This window comes from Gillisia hiemivivida, assembly GCF_007997295.1.
Taxonomy (GTDB): domain Bacteria; phylum Bacteroidota; class Bacteroidia; order Flavobacteriales; family Flavobacteriaceae; genus Gillisia; species Gillisia hiemivivida.
In genome coordinates, this window is record NZ_VORY01000020.1 from 49,954 (window position 1) to 67,345 (window position 17,392).

Annotated in this window: 14 protein-coding genes; 5 read left to right on the forward strand and 9 right to left on the reverse strand. The window is 34.0% G+C overall.

What is annotated here, in order from left to right:
- Positions 1-76: 76 nt before the first annotated feature.
- From ES724_RS13625 to ES724_RS13660, 8 genes are all read right to left on the reverse strand, one after another.
- Positions 77-1,576 carry a carboxypeptidase-like regulatory domain-containing protein gene (locus ES724_RS13625; RefSeq protein WP_146933807.1) on the reverse strand — a complete coding sequence of 500 codons (1,500 nt, stop codon included), beginning with the start codon at positions 1,574-1,576 and terminating at the stop codon, positions 77-79.
- 1 nt (position 1,577) lies between these two features.
- Positions 1,578-2,987 (reverse strand): CsgG/HfaB family protein, encoded by a 1,410-nt coding sequence (locus tag ES724_RS13630; protein ID WP_146933809.1) that lies wholly within the window; start codon positions 2,985-2,987, stop codon positions 1,578-1,580.
- Between the two features lie 13 nt (positions 2,988-3,000).
- Entirely contained in the window at positions 3,001-3,411 is a 411-nt protein-coding gene (locus tag ES724_RS13635) for a curli assembly protein CsgF (protein ID WP_146933811.1), read from the reverse strand.
- Positions 3,411-4,157 carry a CsgE family curli-type amyloid fiber assembly protein gene (locus ES724_RS13640; protein ID WP_170249900.1) on the reverse strand — a complete coding sequence of 249 codons (747 nt, stop codon included), beginning with the start codon at positions 4,155-4,157 and terminating at the stop codon, positions 3,411-3,413. Before ES724_RS13640 ends, ES724_RS13635 begins: the two co-directional genes overlap by 1 nt.
- Before the next feature lie 53 nt (positions 4,158-4,210).
- The gene (locus tag ES724_RS13645) at positions 4,211-4,750 is read right to left on the reverse strand and encodes a hypothetical protein (RefSeq protein WP_146933815.1); all 540 of its coding nucleotides are present in this window, start codon (positions 4,748-4,750) and stop codon (positions 4,211-4,213) included.
- An 80-nt stretch (positions 4,751-4,830) separates the two neighbouring features.
- Complete coding sequence (locus ES724_RS13650; protein WP_146933817.1) at positions 4,831-6,201, reverse strand: hypothetical protein; 1,371 nt, start codon at positions 6,199-6,201, stop codon at positions 4,831-4,833.
- Between the two features lie 718 nt (positions 6,202-6,919).
- Positions 6,920-9,106 (reverse strand): glutamine synthetase III family protein, encoded by a 2,187-nt coding sequence (locus ES724_RS13655; protein ID WP_146933819.1) that lies wholly within the window; start codon positions 9,104-9,106, stop codon positions 6,920-6,922.
- A gap of 109 nt (positions 9,107-9,215) precedes the next feature.
- A complete protein-coding gene (locus ES724_RS13660) occupies positions 9,216-10,163 on the reverse strand; it encodes a calcium/sodium antiporter (RefSeq protein WP_146933821.1) in 948 nt (315 codons plus the stop codon).
- A 130-nt stretch (positions 10,164-10,293) separates the two neighbouring features.
- On the opposite strand from ES724_RS13660, the gene ES724_RS13665 reads away from it, so the two are divergent.
- The 4 genes from ES724_RS13665 (at position 10,294) to ES724_RS13680 (ending at position 13,887) form a co-directional block, all read left to right on the forward strand.
- Positions 10,294-10,656, forward strand: coding sequence for a BlaI/MecI/CopY family transcriptional regulator (locus tag ES724_RS13665; protein ID WP_146933823.1), 363 nt, complete (start codon positions 10,294-10,296; stop codon positions 10,654-10,656).
- Entirely contained in the window at positions 10,656-12,992 is a 2,337-nt protein-coding gene (locus ES724_RS13670; protein ID WP_146933824.1) for a M56 family metallopeptidase, read from the forward strand. Before ES724_RS13665 ends, ES724_RS13670 begins: the two co-directional genes overlap by 1 nt.
- 41 nt (positions 12,993-13,033) lie before the next feature.
- Complete coding sequence (locus ES724_RS13675) at positions 13,034-13,579, forward strand: YfiT family bacillithiol transferase (RefSeq protein WP_146933826.1); 546 nt, start codon at positions 13,034-13,036, stop codon at positions 13,577-13,579.
- A gap of 155 nt (positions 13,580-13,734) precedes the next feature.
- A complete protein-coding gene (locus tag ES724_RS13680) occupies positions 13,735-13,887 on the forward strand; it encodes a hypothetical protein (RefSeq protein ID WP_026839551.1) in 153 nt (50 codons plus the stop codon).
- Positions 13,888-13,995: 108 nt separating this feature from the next.
- Here ES724_RS13680 and ES724_RS13685 read toward each other — a convergent pair whose 3' ends face one another.
- Complete coding sequence (locus tag ES724_RS13685; RefSeq protein WP_211362771.1) at positions 13,996-14,508, reverse strand: adenine phosphoribosyltransferase; 513 nt, start codon at positions 14,506-14,508, stop codon at positions 13,996-13,998.
- A gap of 181 nt (positions 14,509-14,689) precedes the next feature.
- Between ES724_RS13685 and ES724_RS13690 the strand changes: the two genes are divergently transcribed.
- Entirely contained in the window at positions 14,690-17,080 is a 2,391-nt protein-coding gene (locus tag ES724_RS13690) for a S9 family peptidase (RefSeq protein ID WP_146933829.1), read from the forward strand.
- Positions 17,081-17,392: the final 312 nt, after the last annotated feature.

A 17,392-nucleotide genomic window follows, 5' to 3' on the forward strand; every position in this document is an offset into this window, starting at 1 on the left:
TAAAGCGTTGCTAATAAAACCAAAAAAGCGACACTTTAAGGTGTCGCTTTTTTTTATTCTTCTTTTGTTTACTTATTTATTCCCAATCGGGCATTTTACCGTTTTCAATTAAAAGTATTCGATCTATTTCCAACGGATTAAGATCCTCATCAAAACGAAGCGTATAAATATTTTTTATTGACATTGGCGCATTGGATGCATTTACGAAAATAACCGCAGCTTCATCGGGTGAAAACCTTGGGTCAGTGTCATTTGTACCATTCTCCTTACCTCCGCTCAAACTAACCTCAGTATCATTTTGAAGGTTATAAATAAACATTTTTGTGTTTAGTTCCCTGTCTTCATCACTTTCAAAACCAGACACATCCCGGGTGTACAACACCAATGAATTAGTTACATCGATATCCAAACCTCCTAGACTTCCCATTACATTGCTCACAATTGTCTTTTCTCTGTTTCCATTAAAATCTATTGTAAAAATTTCGGCGTTGTACCCATTCACATCTGTAGTATGCAAGACAATTACAGAATTATCTGCGCTTACCGTGGTATTAATTATAAAGCGTCCTATAGGTGCATCATATATAATCTCTTTCCCTTCACCAGTAGCACTAATTTTGTATAGCTTATCTAAATTTGGATATAATAGGAACGACCCATCGTTAGACCAAGAATAACCAACACGTTCGTTATTAATGCTCTTAACTGGGATATTAGAAGTAACTTGAAAAACGTCTGAACCATCGGGTTTCATGGTAAATAATTGTGTTGTAGAACCCACAATTCTTAAAAATGCAATCCTATTTATAGAATTGTTTTTTCTGGGTCTAAAGCTATTCTTATTTAAATCTGTTAATCTTACCTCTACTCCTTTTTCATTTGAGGAGAAAATCACATTATTATTATCTATTTCTCTAACAAAATAATAACTGTTATTTGGAAACTCTGTTATTTTAAATGAATAAACCTGACTAAGCACAGGCTCATTTATACTATCGGAAACTGCTACTTGCCAAAAATATTTATACCCATATTTAAGATCTGAAACGTTATAAGTAGTATCCTGAATGTTACTGAATTCTAAAACCTCTTCGTTACGATCATTTCTTATTTTAAGCTCATAAGTAAGCTCATCCCCATCAGGATCGGTTGAATTCCATGCGAAATCAACATTTAAGTCGGTTACTTCAGCATTATCTAAGGGTGTAATCGCAACAGGAGCAGATGGCTGTCTATTGTTTGCAGAAGAAATAACTAATTTAAAGATAACATTTGAGGTTATATCTGCAGTTACAGTTACAGATTCAAATTTTGTTACATAATCTTCGCTTTCAGCTTTTACTGAATATTGGTCTATTATCACATTTTCCAAAATGAACATACCGTTCTCATCAGTTAGAACCGTAGTAGATGCAGGACTCGTAGAAATCTCAACATTCTCTATCGGTTCACCCGAACTCTCACTAGTTACCGTACCAGATATGGAGCCGGTTAAATCGTTCCCAACGGTATCTTCATTGCATCCAACAAACATAACCAGAATTACAGCTATCAATATGTATATACACTTTTTCATATTATTCGATTGAAGTTTTAGGTGTTGTTAAACCAAAATAGTAATTAAAACCAATTCCAATATTGAAATAATAATCATCTCTTTTTCCATTTACCAGATTATCTATTTCATCATTTAATAAAATGTTATGTTCTGCAAAAAGTTTAAAGCCAAATTTTGGAGAGATCAAATACTGTAATCCAACCCCATATTGTATCTTAAAAAACGTACTACTTAAGTTTTCTTGACCGCTTGCGATTTCCGGATCACCTAACTCTACGGCTATTCCTGGACCGCCATATAAATAGGGACTAAAATCGTCTCGGGGCAACAATTCTAATTGAGTGTTTAGGTCTAAGCTCGCAAAACTACCAGAAAATGAATTCTCGTTATTCAATTTAAATATACTTAAGGCGGCGCCTAAATTTAAATGAGATGTCAGGCTTCTTTGGTATTCTATTCTAGCTAAATAATCGGGGTTGTTTACGGAATAATCCCCATCAATCAGGGAAATTCCTCCAGAAAAACTGAAATTATTTTTATATGGTCTATCAACAAAGATACGCTCGTATAAACCGGTTGCTTCATCTAGCGATTTTTCCTCTTGGTAATCTGCTACTAGTTTTTCATTTACTTCAACCCCTCCTTGTGCCGACCAATATTTTTCTTTTACACCTTCAATAATTAGATCGCGAACCGCTTTCTCTATAGCGTCTTTAACAGCCAATTGTACAGGTTCATTTTGTGTTATTCCTGTTTCTGCCTCTAGCAATCGCTGAAATTTTACAAACCTAAAAAAACTAGCATCTAATGCCTGTGAAAGAATAGTTTTAGACACATATACTGTTTTAAGAATCTCCCCATTACTTGTAGAAACAGCTCTTAAGTAAACTGTTATTCTATCCTGTCTATATTTTGCGGAACCTCCTATTCCAAAATAGCGAGCACCAAGACCACCTGTAACAATATTTGTATCGTAAGAGATAATTCCACCTTCTAAAAGTAAACCTGCATATAAAAGAGGAGGTAGAGGTGGCTCATTTGGATTGAGGTTTTTAATATATTCCTGTTTTGTATTTCTAATTATATTTCTCTCTGTAGATAGATTGCTAAGGCTTTCCCTTTCAATCGGGATAAACCAACCAGAGTCTTCCAAAGCCTTTATTAACATCGTTGTACCTCCTTGGGTAACAGCCGTACTAAAAGTAGAACCATTTTCTATTGCCTTGTATTGACCGGTTTGGTCGCTAAAATTATATACGGCAACTTCAACAGGGTCTAAGGCTAGAGGTAAGTCCAATAAATTCTTGGAGGAAGCACTAAATTCTCCCGTTCTGGAAGGACTTGCAGAAAAGGGTTGATTGAAATAGGTGCCACAAGAGTAAAGGCATAGTATTCCTGTAAAAGAAAGCACTTTGTAAAGTTTATGCATGGAGTAAGTTTTTTTAATTTGGGACAATAATTTGGGTTTCCTCACCTGTGGTCGTATCGAGTATATTTATCACCAAACCCTCAAGAGTTCGATAAATCTCTAATGTTAATGTACCATATGTGAAAGTACCTTCTTGATCGAAAGAACCAAATCTCTCCAGCTGTTGTTGTAATAATGTTCTCGTAATCTGACTAAGAATTTGCCTGTTTATATCTTGTCCTAATCTATCCAGTTCTGATTCTTTTTCTCTTGGATCAACTCGAGCTTTTAAAGAATTTTGGGCAGACGCAGAACTCAAGAGCCATCCATAATTTATATAATTACCCCCAAAAGCAGGGTTTGTAGGTTCATAACTAAATTGTTGCGCCTTTGCTTGAGCCCCAAAAAACAGAACAAAAGAAAAAAGTAGTAATTGTAGCTTCATTAGTAATATTTAAAGTTATTTCCTTGTTTTTCCAATTGTTGGATATATGCAATTGTTCTTTGTATGGACACCGCCGCCATTTGTTTTAAATAATCTTTATTAGGTCTGGCAAAAAAACTAATTAGGACTTGCTGTCCTATTTTTACTGATATTCTAGTTACACGTCCTCTTCCAGGAATTTCATCTATTTCTATATTTTTAGGAGAAACTATTTCCTTATTATAGAATTCTGAATAAAAGTTTCTAAAAAAATCTCGACCAACTTTGGTCATTGTGTTTTCAATTACCAACCCATTAATTTTAAATCCATCTTCAGGTTTTGCTTCTTCATTAGATACTGGTGCATTTACCTTCTCTTCAGCTATTACCTCTTTAATAGATTCTAAATCGTTTACAAGCTCTATTCTATCCTTTCCTATTGGCTTATCTTCCTGATCATAGATCAACAAGAGAACAGTGATTGTTCCCTCTTCGCTTTTATTAACTGTGGTACTAGATAATATCTCTTTTTTAAAACCTTCTAAAAAAAACCGATTCCCTTGATTGGTTCTCGAGGAATTATCGCTAGGATCCTTTTTAATTAAAGAGAATTCATATCTAAGATTATAATCGGTTGCGGTTATGTTTTCTGCCGTTGCACTAAAAGTTAAAAACTCTCCTTTATCTTCTACTTTTATATCGGCAACAACTTCCTTATTATAAAATTGAGAAAATCCAGTGATGCTATAAAAAACAAAAACTAGCACAAAGACAAATTTTTTATTATTTAGTATTCTGGCTATCATAATTTATAAAATAATCATTTATAACTATTTATAATCAATATTGGTGTTGCATCGGTTTGATTGAATTTTAAGGATTTTGTAAGTTCATTAACACCGTTTCTTTCAAAATATTTACCATTGCCTTCTTGCGTAAGCTCTAAAGAAATATCTGCTTCCGGACTAATAACATAATCATGAATAGTGTTAAAATCACCGTTTTGAACAAAATTAGCAATTGCAGTATTTACTTCATAATCTACTGTTGCCCAATTACTCGCGCCAAGTTGATTTATTATAATTTCACTAGAAGCTGTAATTGTTTTTATATCTGCTTGATTAAAATCTCCAATTTGTGTCAGGAATACTTCATTCCCTGTAATTTCTATATTTCTAAGATTTTGGTTATTAAAAATACCTAATCCATTAAGTGCTGCCAGAGTTAAATTATCATTTTTCAATAAAAGCTCTTCTGATGAACCTGTGCCTGCATTCAAATACGTTTGAGAATTTGCCAATTGGCTAAACGCTATTAGCAAAAACAAAAAAATATTTATATTTATTACTGTCTTTTTCATAATTACCTAACCAATTTAACATTTTTTTTAGATATAAAAAAAATGGAAGGGGAGACCCCCTCCATTTTAGTTTTAAAAAATTAGTCGCAATCTTGACATACTGGTTGCACATCAAGTACTGGATCTTGATAATCTGGATGACCTCCAAAATCTGGGAACACACAGAATAATACTTCATGCCCCCCCCCATTAGGACCAGCCTGAAAAATATTGGCGCTATTCTCAAAACCGCTTTGAGAAACAACAGCACTTTGTCCATCATATTGAACTACTAAAGCTGCATTATTATCATGGTTTTGTTGAGTCAAAGCATAGTTATTGTTACCAAACTGATAAGTGTTCAGTTTGTTTCCATTCCCATCTTGATCTGAATCTACCGTATTGCGATCTCCATCTTGAAGCTGATAGGCTTTATTGTTTTTACCATTCTGAACTAAATCTGCATCGTTTAAAATCCCATTCTGTTCTTGGTTGGCATAATTTTTACCATGACCACTATTATCCATAGTTTGAGTAATATCCGCTTCATTGGCATTTCCTCTTTGAAATTGTCTAGCTCTGTTTTGGGAATCACTATCTCCATTATATTGCTTAATAGTAGCTTCTTGATTAATTCCCTCTTGATCCTGAGATGCATAAGCATTATTTGACACATGACCAGTTGGCCCTTGTTCTATGATTGCTGTATTACCATGGTTTGCCCAGTCTACGGTAGAGAATTGTTTTTGAACTGCAATATTATTATCTCCAACCTGAGTAGTATATGCCTCATTTCCGGCACCACGACCATCCTGATCTACCCAAGATGCATTGGTATTACCATGTTGCACTACCTTAGCCGTTTGCCCTTCATCAGCCCCTCCACTACTCATTGGTGCATCAGTTGAAGTTTGTCTAATCTGGGCCTGATTATGGTTCCCATCCTGATCTGTCCAGGCATCATTATTATCATTTGTTTGTATGGTTTTTGCCGAGTTATCATCCCCATCCTGTGCAATATAACCGATATTTCCTGTTCCAAGAGTTTCATTTGGCCCATGAACATCCCCTTGTTCAATCCTCGCTTTGTTATCAGAGCTACTATCGTCGGTCTGACCTTGATCTACCCTAGCATTATTATCAAAAGACTTCTGTTGTATAGCACCTTCATTTTCGGTACCAAGTTGTCTTACTTCTCCTGCATTTCCTGCTCCAGTCGAACCAGAGTTTTGATCAATTTCAGCTTCATTCATACCATGACCTGTACCATCACCCTGAGTAGTTTTCGCTGAGTTGAAATAACCAATTTGTTTAATTTTTAATAATTGACCGTGTCCTGTCTGATTTGCGTCTGCCGCGTTAGCCCCTGCTGGCGCCAAAGGGTTTGGTGTTACCTGAGTTGGAAGAGGAGTTTGCCCGAACATCATTGCCCCACAAAACATGGCAGCAATACTTAAAATTACATTTTTCATAATACTTAAATTTGATTGTTAATATTAATTGAACTTAAATTATGAGTGCTTTAATTTTAAGCACGTCATAAACATTAAAAATAATTTGTGGGGAAAATGTGTAGGGATTATTGGTGGGGTAAGTAATAAGTGGAAATAGTAATTAGTTATAAAAATCTACAACTCATACTATCTAGTAAAAATTCAACTCAACTCCTTCAACACTTAAATTTCTTAACAGTTTTTGAGCAACCGTTGTGGAAAATTGTTAATTTGAAAGAACATCGTTAAAATTCAGATTTGCAAATTCTGAAAATACTATAAATCCGTTTTTTTCGAAATAAACACGAAATAGTTAATAATATGCATCATTATCTATGTTCGACAATACAAATATGCATTATATATATATATTTAACAAATTTTAGCAAATGTCTATTTAAAAAATTTTGCTATTTGTAAGAATTATCTTAAGGGGTATTCCCCTTTTGTGTTATTTTTTTAACGTAAAGTGTTAATGAACAATTAAGACTACAAATAATCGAAGCGTTAATGTTTTGTTAAAAATTTAATTATGATCAATTTATAATGCGTAAACTATAAAGGGTTCTTTTTATTATAACATTTGAAATAAAGGATTGAATATTTTATAATTTCCTAAAGCTGAATAACATATAATTTTGAATAAGAAAACCCACATCCTTTGATGTGGGTTTTATAAAAATGTATTGACTTATATCTATCTAGTAAATAAAAGCTCTCTGTATTTTGTTAAAGGCCAAGTCTCATCGTCTACCAACAACTCTAGCTTATCACAGTGATATCTTATTTCTTCAAAAAACGGTTTTACTTCATCGCAGTAAGCAACGGCTCTTTTCTCTGCATCTTCAATAATATTTGCTTTTTTACGAGCATCTACCATTTTGTTTATATCGGCATTAATATGCTCAATATGCCCAGAGATTGCTTCAATAATTCCTATTTGTTCTTTAGAATGCTTCTTGAAATCTTTCTCGAAAATCTCTTTTAATCCACGAACATTTTCAATTAATACATTTTGATATCTAATAGCTGTTGGAATTACGTGATTCCTAGCAATATCGCCCAAAATTCTCCCTTCAATTTGAATTCTCATGGAGTAATCTTCCAATTCAATTTCATAACGAGCTTCTACTTCTCGCTTGTTCATTACTTTCATCTCCTTGTACAAATCGATAGTCTGCTTAGAAACTTTCGCTCTTAAAGCTAAAGGAGTAGTTTTGTTGTTACTTAAACCACGTTTTTTCGCTTCTTGCTGCCATGCTTCTCCATATCCATCCCCTTCAAATCTGATTTTCTTAGATTTTTTAATGTAGTCTCTTAATACGTTAAAGATTGCATCGTCCTTCTTCATCTTCTTGTCCTTCACCAATGCATCTACACTTTTCTTAAATTCCTTAAGTTGCTTTGCTACTATGGTATTTAAAACAGTCATAGGATTTGCACAGTTTGCTGTAGAACCTACCGCTCTAAACTCAAATTTGTTACCTGTAAAGGCAAAAGGAGAAGTTCTGTTTCTATCGGTATTGTCTAACAAAATTTCAGGAATCTTACCAACAACGTTTAATTTAAGGTCAGTTTTTTCCTGTGGAGATAATTTCCCATCGGTAACTTTCTCTAGCTCATTTAAAACTTCTGTTAATTGAGTTCCAATAAATGCTGAAATAATTGCTGGTGGCGCTTCGTTAGCTCCTAATCTATGATCGTTAGAAGCACTTGCAATAGTAGCTCTTAACAATTCTTCATGATCATGAACCGCTTTTATGGTATTTACAAAAAATGCTAAAAACTGAAGGTTTTTCATTGGAGTACTTCCTGGGCTCAACAAGTTAATTCCAGTGTCTGTACTTAAAGACCAGTTATTATGTTTTCCACTTCCGTTGATTCCCGCAAATGGTTTTTCATGAAAAAGCACTTTAAAATTATGTCTTTCTCCAACTCTATCCATAACATCCATAAGCAATGAATTATGGTCTACAGCAAGGTTAGCTTCTTCAAAGATAGGAGCTAATTCAAACTGATTTGGAGCAACCTCGTTATGTCTTGTTTTTACCGGGATACCCAATAACATACATTCTATTTCCAGATCCCTCATATAAGCCAAGGCTCTGCTAGGAATAGATCCAAAATAATGATCATCCAATTGCTGTCCTTTTGCGGGAGAATGTCCTAACAAAGTTCTTCCAGAAAGTTGTAGATCTGGTCTAGATGCGTATAAAGCTGAATCTATTAAGAAATACTCTTGCTCCCATCCAAGGGTCGCAATTACTTTAGTTACATTTTTATCGAAATATTTGCACACTGCAGTTGCAGCAGAATCTACCGATTGTAAAGCTCTTAAAAGAGGCGTTTTAAAATCTAATGCTTCTCCCGTGTAAGAAACATAAACTGTGGGGATACATAAGGTAGTTCCATAAATAAATGCAGGTGAAGTAGGATCCCAGGCGGTATAACCTCTGGCTTCGAAAGTGTTTCTAATTCCTCCATGAGGAAAACTAGAAGCATCTGGCTCTTGCTGTACTAATTGAGTTCCTCCAAATTTTTCTATTGCAAGTCCGTCGCCTATAGTTTCAAAAAAAGCATCGTGCTTTTCTGCCGTAGCACCAGTTAATGGTTGAAACCAGTGTGTATAATGGGTAACTCCTTTAGAAATTGCCCATTCTTTCATTCCAGTAGAAATATGATCTGCAACACCTCTACTTATTTTGGTTCCTTTAAGTGTTGCATCTTTAACACTCTGATAAGCTTCCTTTGTAAGGAATTGCCTCATCACTGTCTCGTTAAATACATTTCTTCCAAAAAGTTCAGATCTACGATCGGTCTCGTCTATCTTAACTGGTTTTCTGTTTAAAGTTTCTTTTAAAGCCTGAAATCTTAAAATCGCCATATTGAGTTATTTTTTTAAATACCTCGGCAAAAATACATTTTTATAGAATACACCCCCTAAATTTTAGGGTCAAAAAACATAAATTTAACTTATATTAATATTTCACCCCTTATTTATTCACAAAAGCCAATCCAATAAATATAACGTAAGAAACAAAAAGAATAATTCCTTTATATCTGGAGATCCTTAATTTTACTGGTAGAAAAGCTAAGGGAATCAACACAAAAGAAAAGCCGATCATCCAAAATATGTCGTTTGTTAGTAATTCTTCAGATTTTAAATAAATAGGCTGAATAAGTGCAGTGATCCCTAAAACCGAAGCAATATTAAATATATTAGATCCCACCAGATTTCCAAGGGAGATCGCTTTTTCTTGCTTTAATGCCGCAATAACTGAAGCAGCCAATTCTGGAACGCTGGTTCCTATTGCAATTATACTCACTGAAATAACACGTTCACTCACACCTATCCTTTGTGCCAAATCTACAGCGCCACTTACCAAAAATTCCGATCCTGCATAAAGTGCAACTCCACCAATTAACAGCCATATTATGATCTTGACCCCGGAGGCAACCTTTAAAGCATCGTCTACACCCTCCACTATTATTCTATTTTTCCTAGCATGCTGAATCAAAAACAGCACATATATAATAATCCCGATAAACAATGCAGCACCCTCTAATCTAGATATATTTCCGCCTGTATAAAGAAAGAAATACATTGCAAAAGAGAAGAACATCATTATTGGCCAATTAAACTTATAGAAATCCTTGTCTATTATTAAAGGAGAAATAATTGCCGTAATTCCCAACACCAATCCAATATTTGCAATATTAGACCCTATTACATTTCCCAAAGCAATATCCGAGTAACCACTTAATGCCGCTTGCAAACTCACCAATAATTCTGGTAACGAGGTGGCAAAAGAAACCACTGTTAACCCAATGATCATCTTAGATATATTGAATTTAAAGGAAATTGCAACCGATGATCTCACCAAAAACTCCCCTCCCACAACCAATAAAACAAAGCCAATTAATATGTAAAGTATACTCATCTAATTTATTTTAATGCGAAGATAAAAAAAGTTACGCTTGAAGCATAAATTCATTTTTAAACTATAAAATTAGGTTCATAACTATTTTTGTAGTTATATTTGAAAGCAGTTAAATTATAAATCAGAAATAATGGAGAAACTCACAAATAAGGAAGAAGAGATCATGCACATTTTGTGGAATTTAGAGAAAGCCTTCGTAAAAGAGGTACAGGCAGAATTAACGGAAGAGAATTTACATTACAACACTGTTTCTACTATAATAAGAAATCTTGAAGAAAAAGGCTTTGTATCTCATAAAGCCTTTGGAAAAACCCATCAATATTATCCTGCTGTTAGTAAGGAAACCTACCGGAAGCAATTTATGAATACGGCCACCAAAAAATTCTTCGACAATTCATATAAAAGCATGGTTTCATTTTTTGCCAAGGAAGAAAAGATCTCTGCTGAAGAGTTGAGGGAGATCTTAGATATTATAGAAAAAAGAAAAAAATAATGGAAAGTTTATTAATCTACCTATTAAAGAGTGCAGGACTGCTAAGTATTTTTTACGTTGTCTATATCCTACTATTAAAAAATGATACTTCATTTACTGCCAATAGAAAGTTTTTAATTGGAGGGATTTTAGCCTCGCTGATTCTACCAGCCGTATATTTTACAAAAATGGTGCTTATAAATGCACCCAATATCGCTTATACTGAAGGAGTCATTCTTTCTGAACTCAATACTATTCCAGAAACAGCTATAGAAACTAACTGGTGGCAGATATTTGGTCTTATTTACCTTTTAATAAGTGCCATTTTCTTAATTCAATTAGCTTTTAGAGTAGCTCTTTTGGTTAAGATGATAAACAAAAATAAAAGTATAAAACAAGGAAAATATACTGTAATTGAAACTTCCAACATTTCCGGTCCATTTTCCTTTTTCAATTATATTTTTATAAATCCTAAGGATATAAATGAGGATGATCTTCAGCTGATGCTAACTCATGAAAAGGTGCATGCCAGCCAATGCCATTCTGTGGATATATTGTTATCTCATCTTATTACCGTAGTTCTTTGGTTTAACCCAATAAGCTGGTTTTATAAAAAGATCATAGAGCAAAATCTGGAGTTTATTGCCGACCATGAAACGGCACAAGCTTCAGAATGCATACAACACTATCAGCATGTGCTGGTAAAAGTATCCACAAACAATAATCAACCTGCTTTAGTCAACCATTTTTATCAATCCTTTATCAAAAAAAGAATACTTATGTTAAACAAGAAAAACTCCTCCTCTAGAAATGCTTGGAAATATCAATTAATCTTACCATTAATAGCAATTTTCATTATGTCTTTTAATGTAAAGACAACTACTAAATATATTGAAAGTAACTATTCTAAAATCACAGAACCAATTGTTCAACAAGAATCCTTATCTGTGACAGTCGTTAATACGGCTACTAATGAAAGCTTAGAAAAATTTAAATCAATTTTCCTGAAATGGGATGTGGAATTATATTTTAATAATATTGAATATTCCTCAAATGGAAAAACAATCACAGCTATTGAAGTAAAATTCAAAAATTTAAATACTGGAGAAACAGGTGTTTTAAATAGAAATGATTCTAATGGAATTGAACCTTTCGAAATTTATGTGATTAAAAATGGAAAGACAGGATTTAGAGATATCTCCCCTGAAGAAAATATTCACAAAAATGATACTTCTCTACTAAAAGAAATTGGTGAAAACCCTATTTATATTATTAATAATAAAGAATATTCTACCTCAGATTTAGATGGAAAAACAATTGCCACCAAAAATAGAATAGATGTCCTAAAACGAAAAGACGCTTTAAAGAAGTTTGGATCTAAAGCTAGCGATGGGGTAATAATCGTAGCTGAAGGAAAAATTATAGATGATTTTAAAGAAGAACTAGAGCGCATCGATAAAGAGAACCCGGAAGTTGAGATGAACTTTATAGAAATTAAAGAAAACTCCAAACCGGTACTAATACATTTAAGGGCCAGCAAATCAAAATCCTCCAAAAAAGTTGGAGAAGCTGGAAAACCATGGAAAATAGGTTCCAAAGTTAGTGTTGCATCAGTAGAGTTCGAAACTAATACTCCCTCAGAAAATTCCGAACAAATTACTGCTGCTAAAGCTCAAGGAAATCCACTAATTTTTATCGATGGAAAGATGCAAAAAGTAAGCATAAATATTAAAGATATAGATCCTAATGAGATAGCTCGCATTAGTTTGGTATCGGGAGAAGATCCTGTAAAAATTTATGGCAAAAAAGCAAAAGACGGATTGGTTTTAATTACCTCAAAAAAAGCCGGGAACAAAATGTCAAGATATGTGGCGGGACAGGGAGTACAGGTATATAATATGGATAAGTTTTCCAAAAACGACAACTCTAAATGGGCAGAACGAGCTATAGGGAAACGAGATTATTATCCCATAGGAAATATCTCAAGCTCGACCACAATAATTAATAGGAAAGATTCAATTGTAAATACCCGTACTTCTAATGGCAATAAAATTACCATAATTTCCAACGATTCGGTAAGCAACAGAAAAAACTATAAGATGGTAAAACTGGACAGTGTCATTAACATTAATGCTTCCAATATTCCAAATTCTAAAAGCTTTTATATCAGGTCTGGTGATAAACGCCCACTCATAATTATAGATGGTATAATAAAAGAAGAAAGCTTTGATCTTGATGAAATAAGTGCTTCTGCTATTGAAAGCATGAATGTTCTAAAGGATCAGAGCGCAATAAAAAAATATGGAAAAAAGGCAGAAAATGGGGTTATAGAAGTAATCTTAAAGGAAAAGAAATAGAATTCAACTTCTAACTATCTTAGGTAAATAATTGATATAATATGCAATCTCAAAATTTAAAAGATCTAAAATATCCAATCGGAAAATTCGTTAAACCCGAAACTATTTCCGAAGGAGATATAAAAACCTGGGTCACAGATATTGAACAATTTCCGAATAGATTGAATAAATTGGTGCCTTACCTTTCTGCAAGTGAGTTAAATTATAGATACAGGCCTGACGGCTGGACCATAAAGCAAGTAGTGCATCACTGTGCCGATAGCCACATGAATAGTTTTATAAGATTTAAATTATGCCTTACTGAAGAACTTCCAACCATTAAACCTTTTAATGACAGTAAATGGGCGGAATTACCAGATGCTACTGAGGCAGATATATCCACTTCTTTAAAGCTTATTGAAGGTTTGCATGCAAGATGGACTGTGCTATTAAAATCTTTGGATGCATCAGATCTTAGCAAACAATATATTCATCCCGATAAAGCGCAGCCTTTATCCCTTTCAGACAGTATTGCATTATATGCTTGGCATTGCAATCATCATTTAGCCCATATTAAGCAAGCCTTGGAAAATAATAAAGAAGATTAAGTAATTCCTTAAATTGAAGTCGAGATCTCTTTTGAAGGTATTGAAAGCAATATGTTTCGTTTTCACTAAAGATTGAAATTTTTAAGAGTTTATAGCTTCATCAACCCTCAATTATCTGATTTTAAATATCTTTGGAGAAAACCAACCGACCTTCTATGAAAAATCACTTTTTTAAAACACTGTCTAAAATCAATCAAAAGGTATTGCCTAGTTATACCAAAAAACGCTTAGATCTCCAGAAAGCCAGTAAAATACAATTGGCAGTATTTGGGTGGAAGCTTTGGGTAACTAAAAAGGCACTGGATTAAATCACGAAGTTCGAGGCAAGCCACCAAAGGAAAGTCTCTATGGTTCGGTTGAAAATTTTTTAAAAAATTCATAGCAGAGCCACGTGCAAGTAGCCTTTCAATGAGGGATTAATATTTAAGCAAGGATTTTACAGGATAAGAATTTAGTTTTTTTCTACCATTTAGAAAGGTAAGTTCAACCAGAAAATTACACTGTACGATCTCTGCACCCATTTTTTTAACCAAATCACATGCAGCTCTTGCTGTACCTCCTGTAGCTAAAACATCGTCATGTAAAATGATGCGCTCTCCTTTTTGAATAGCATCACAATGAATTTCTAAGGTGTCTTTTCCGTATTCTAATTCATATACTTCAGAATAGGTTTCGGCAGGCAACTTTCCTGGTTTTCTAATAGGTACAAAACCTGCATTGAGTTTTTCAGCCAAAAGCATTCCAAATAAAAAACCGCGAGACTCTATACCTACTACTTTATCTATTTTCTCATCACCTATAAGTTCCAAAAACTGAGCAACAGATTCCTTTATTGCTTCTGGACTTTGCAGGAGCGGAGTAATATCCTTGTATTTTATCCCTTCTTTAGGAAAATTTGGAATCTCGCGAATATATTTATTTAAATCTATCATCAGGCAGCTATTATTTATAGATAAAAATACTCATTATAATTTAACTAATTCCTCTAGAACAAACTCAAATAGCTCAAGATTATAAAGGCAAAGGCTCTCTAAAATTTTAATTATATTGCTAACTAATTTTTTTAATCATTATTCGCTCTTTCAGCAAGTAACTTTTAGCCTTTACTATATGAAAATCCTTCATTTTAATAGCATTAAGATCAATTTTCTCTTTTTCTTCTTCTTTGTTTCTTTACTATCTTTTCAAGGAATTGCTCAGAACAGTGAGCTTTCAGTAGAAAAAATAATGCAAGATCCATCATGGATGGGAACCTTCCCCTCAAATATTAATTGGAGCGAGGATAGCAAAACGATCTATTTCGATTATAATCTTCAAAAGGATCCTTCAGATTCAATTTATAAGATTCAATTATCTCAACAAGCAACAATAGCAAAAGTTTCTCTGGAGGAACAATTAAATAAAATCTCTTCCCGCGGAGATTATAACAAAGATCACTCTCAAAAGATCTTTGTTAAAGATGGAAATCTCATGCTCTTTTCAGCTAAAGAAAAGACTACAAAAACATTATTAGCCTTAGGAGAATCTATTTCGAATCCGAATTTCCAACAGAATGAAGATTTGATTTCTTTTGAATTAGAAGATAATTTATACCTCTACGATCTGAAAAAAGGAAGCCTGAAAAAACTCACTTCAATTAAAAATGGAGATGATAAAACGAAAGACGATAAAGATTTATCCAAAAAAGAAGAATGGCTAGAGGAGGATAATTTAAGCCTAATGGGCGTAGTTTTAGAAAGAAAACAAAAAGAAGATTCCAGTAAAGCTTATCAAAGCAAAATCAAAAAAGAGGATTTTAATTTTTACACCGGAGAAAGATCTGTTTCTAATTTACAACTATCACCAAATGCCAAATATGCCACTTTCAATCTAATAACCAGAGCAGATAATAAGAACACTATAGTACCCAATTATGTGGATGCCTCGGGTTATACCGTAGACCTTAATGCAAGATCTAAGGTAGGAGATGATATAACAAAGGTGGAATTGGCTATTTATAATTTTGTCAAGGACACTGTTTATTTGGTGAAATCTGATGATCTCCCGGGAATCTCAGATCTACCAGACTATGTGAGTGATTATCCAGATAAGGAATGGAAAAAAGAACCTAGGGATGTAATTGCATGGGGAGCCAATTTTTCTGATAATGGTGAAAAAGTCTTAGTTAATGTACGCTCTCACGATAATAAAGATCGATGGATCACACTTTTAGATCTAGAAAACGGAACTTTAAAAAGTCTGGATAGACAACGTGATGAGGCCTGGATAAATGGCCCTGGAATTGGATATTCTTATGGCGGTGGGACGCTTGGTTGGTTACCAGATAATAAACATATCTATTTTCAATCTGAAGAAACAGGCTATTCCCATTTATATATATTAAACACAGAAAACGGAAAGAAAACAGCATTGACTTCCGGAGAGTATGAAGTCTTCGATCCGCAGTTATCTAAAGATGGAAAAAGCTGGTTCTTAACCACTTCTGAAATTGATGCAGGAGAACGTCATTTTTATAAAATGCCAGTAATGGGTGGTATAATGACTCAATTAACCACAATGCCTGGAAATAATCAGGTAACTCTTTCCCCGGATGAAAAGCAGATGGCAATCTTATACTCTTCCAGCAATCAGCCTTGGGAATTATATCTAAAAAAAACGGGTACTAATACTGAAGCTATTCAATTAACTAAAGGTCAATCAGAAGCTTTTAGTGCTTACAATTGGAGAACACCAAATAGAATAAAAGTTAAAGCTACAGATGGGGCAATGGTTCCGGCCAGATTGTATAAACCAAAAGATGATGTAAAAAATGGGGCTGCAGTGATCTTTGTTCATGGAGCAGGGTATCTTCAGAATGCCCATAATTGGTGGTCTTCATATTTTAGAGAATATATGTTTCATAATCTATTGACAGATCTTGGATACACCGTATTGGACATGGATTATCGCGGAAGTGCTGGCTACGGAAGAGATTGGAGAACCGCTATTTATAGACATATGGGAGGAAAAGATTTGTCTGATCAAGTAGATGGGGCTAAGTTTTTAGTTGAAGAGCATGGAATTGATGAGGACAAGATAGGAATCTACGGTGGGAGTTACGGTGGATTCATCACGTTGATGGCAATGTTCAATGAAAGTGACACTTTTGAATCTGGGGCGGCATTGAGGTCGGTAACAGATTGGGCGCATTATAATGACGGCTATACTTCTAATATTTTAAATACGCCCATGGAAGATCCTATTGCATATAGACGTTCTTCCCCTATTTATTTTGCTGAAGGCTTTAAAGGCAATCTCTTGATCGCTCATGGAATGGTAGATACCAATGTTCATTTTCAAGATGTGGTAAGATTGGCTCAGAGATTAATAGAGTTGAAAAAAGAAAATTGGGAAATGGCTTTATATCCTGTGGAAAGTCACGGTTTTGTAGAACCTAGCAGTTGGACCGATGAATATAAGAGAATTTTAAAGCTGTTTAATGAAACATTGATAGAGGAATAATTGAAGTACATTACCTCTCGACTCCTCCCAATAACCATCGGGACAAGGTGACACAAAAAACCGCGATTGTTATCCTGAGCGTAGCGAAGGATCTCAATGAAATAAAAATTATCTTAAACTCGAGATTCCTCAATTCTTCGGAATGACAATCTAAAACACCTTGTATTCCTAAGCAAAGCGAAGGGTCTCAATGAAATAAAGAATATCTTAACTCGAGATTTCTCAATTCTTCGGAATGACAAACTAAAACACCTTGTCATCCTGAGACCCGTGATAAAAAAAATTATCTAGCGTAGGTTTTGACATATGATT

What these genes read in the sequence shown, in the direction of transcription:
- ES724_RS13625 (WP_146933807.1), bottom strand. Translation starts at nt 1,576, where the DNA reads ATGAAAAAGTGTATATACATATTGATAGCTGTAATTCTGGTTATGTTT.
- ES724_RS13630 (WP_146933809.1), bottom strand. Translation starts at nt 2,987, where the DNA reads ATGCATAAACTTTACAAAGTGCTTTCTTTTACAGGAATACTATGCCTT.
- ES724_RS13635 (WP_146933811.1), bottom strand. Translation starts at nt 3,411, where the DNA reads ATGAAGCTACAATTACTACTTTTTTCTTTTGTTCTGTTTTTTGGGGCT.
- ES724_RS13645 (WP_146933815.1), bottom strand. Translation starts at nt 4,750, where the DNA reads ATGAAAAAGACAGTAATAAATATAAATATTTTTTTGTTTTTGCTAATA.
- ES724_RS13650 (WP_146933817.1), bottom strand. Translation starts at nt 6,201, where the DNA reads ATGAAAAATGTAATTTTAAGTATTGCTGCCATGTTTTGTGGGGCAATG.
- ES724_RS13655 (WP_146933819.1), bottom strand. Translation starts at nt 9,106, where the DNA reads ATGGCGATTTTAAGATTTCAGGCTTTAAAAGAAACTTTAAACAGAAAA.
- ES724_RS13660 (WP_146933821.1), bottom strand. Translation starts at nt 10,163, where the DNA reads ATGAGTATACTTTACATATTAATTGGCTTTGTTTTATTGGTTGTGGGA.
- ES724_RS13665 (WP_146933823.1), top strand. Translation starts at nt 10,294, where the DNA reads ATGGAGAAACTCACAAATAAGGAAGAAGAGATCATGCACATTTTGTGG.
- ES724_RS13670 (WP_146933824.1), top strand. Translation starts at nt 10,656, where the DNA reads ATGGAAAGTTTATTAATCTACCTATTAAAGAGTGCAGGACTGCTAAGT.
- ES724_RS13675 (WP_146933826.1), top strand. Translation starts at nt 13,034, where the DNA reads ATGCAATCTCAAAATTTAAAAGATCTAAAATATCCAATCGGAAAATTC.
- ES724_RS13680 (WP_026839551.1), top strand. Translation starts at nt 13,735, where the DNA reads ATGAAAAATCACTTTTTTAAAACACTGTCTAAAATCAATCAAAAGGTA.
- ES724_RS13690 (WP_146933829.1), top strand. Translation starts at nt 14,690, where the DNA reads ATGAAAATCCTTCATTTTAATAGCATTAAGATCAATTTTCTCTTTTTC.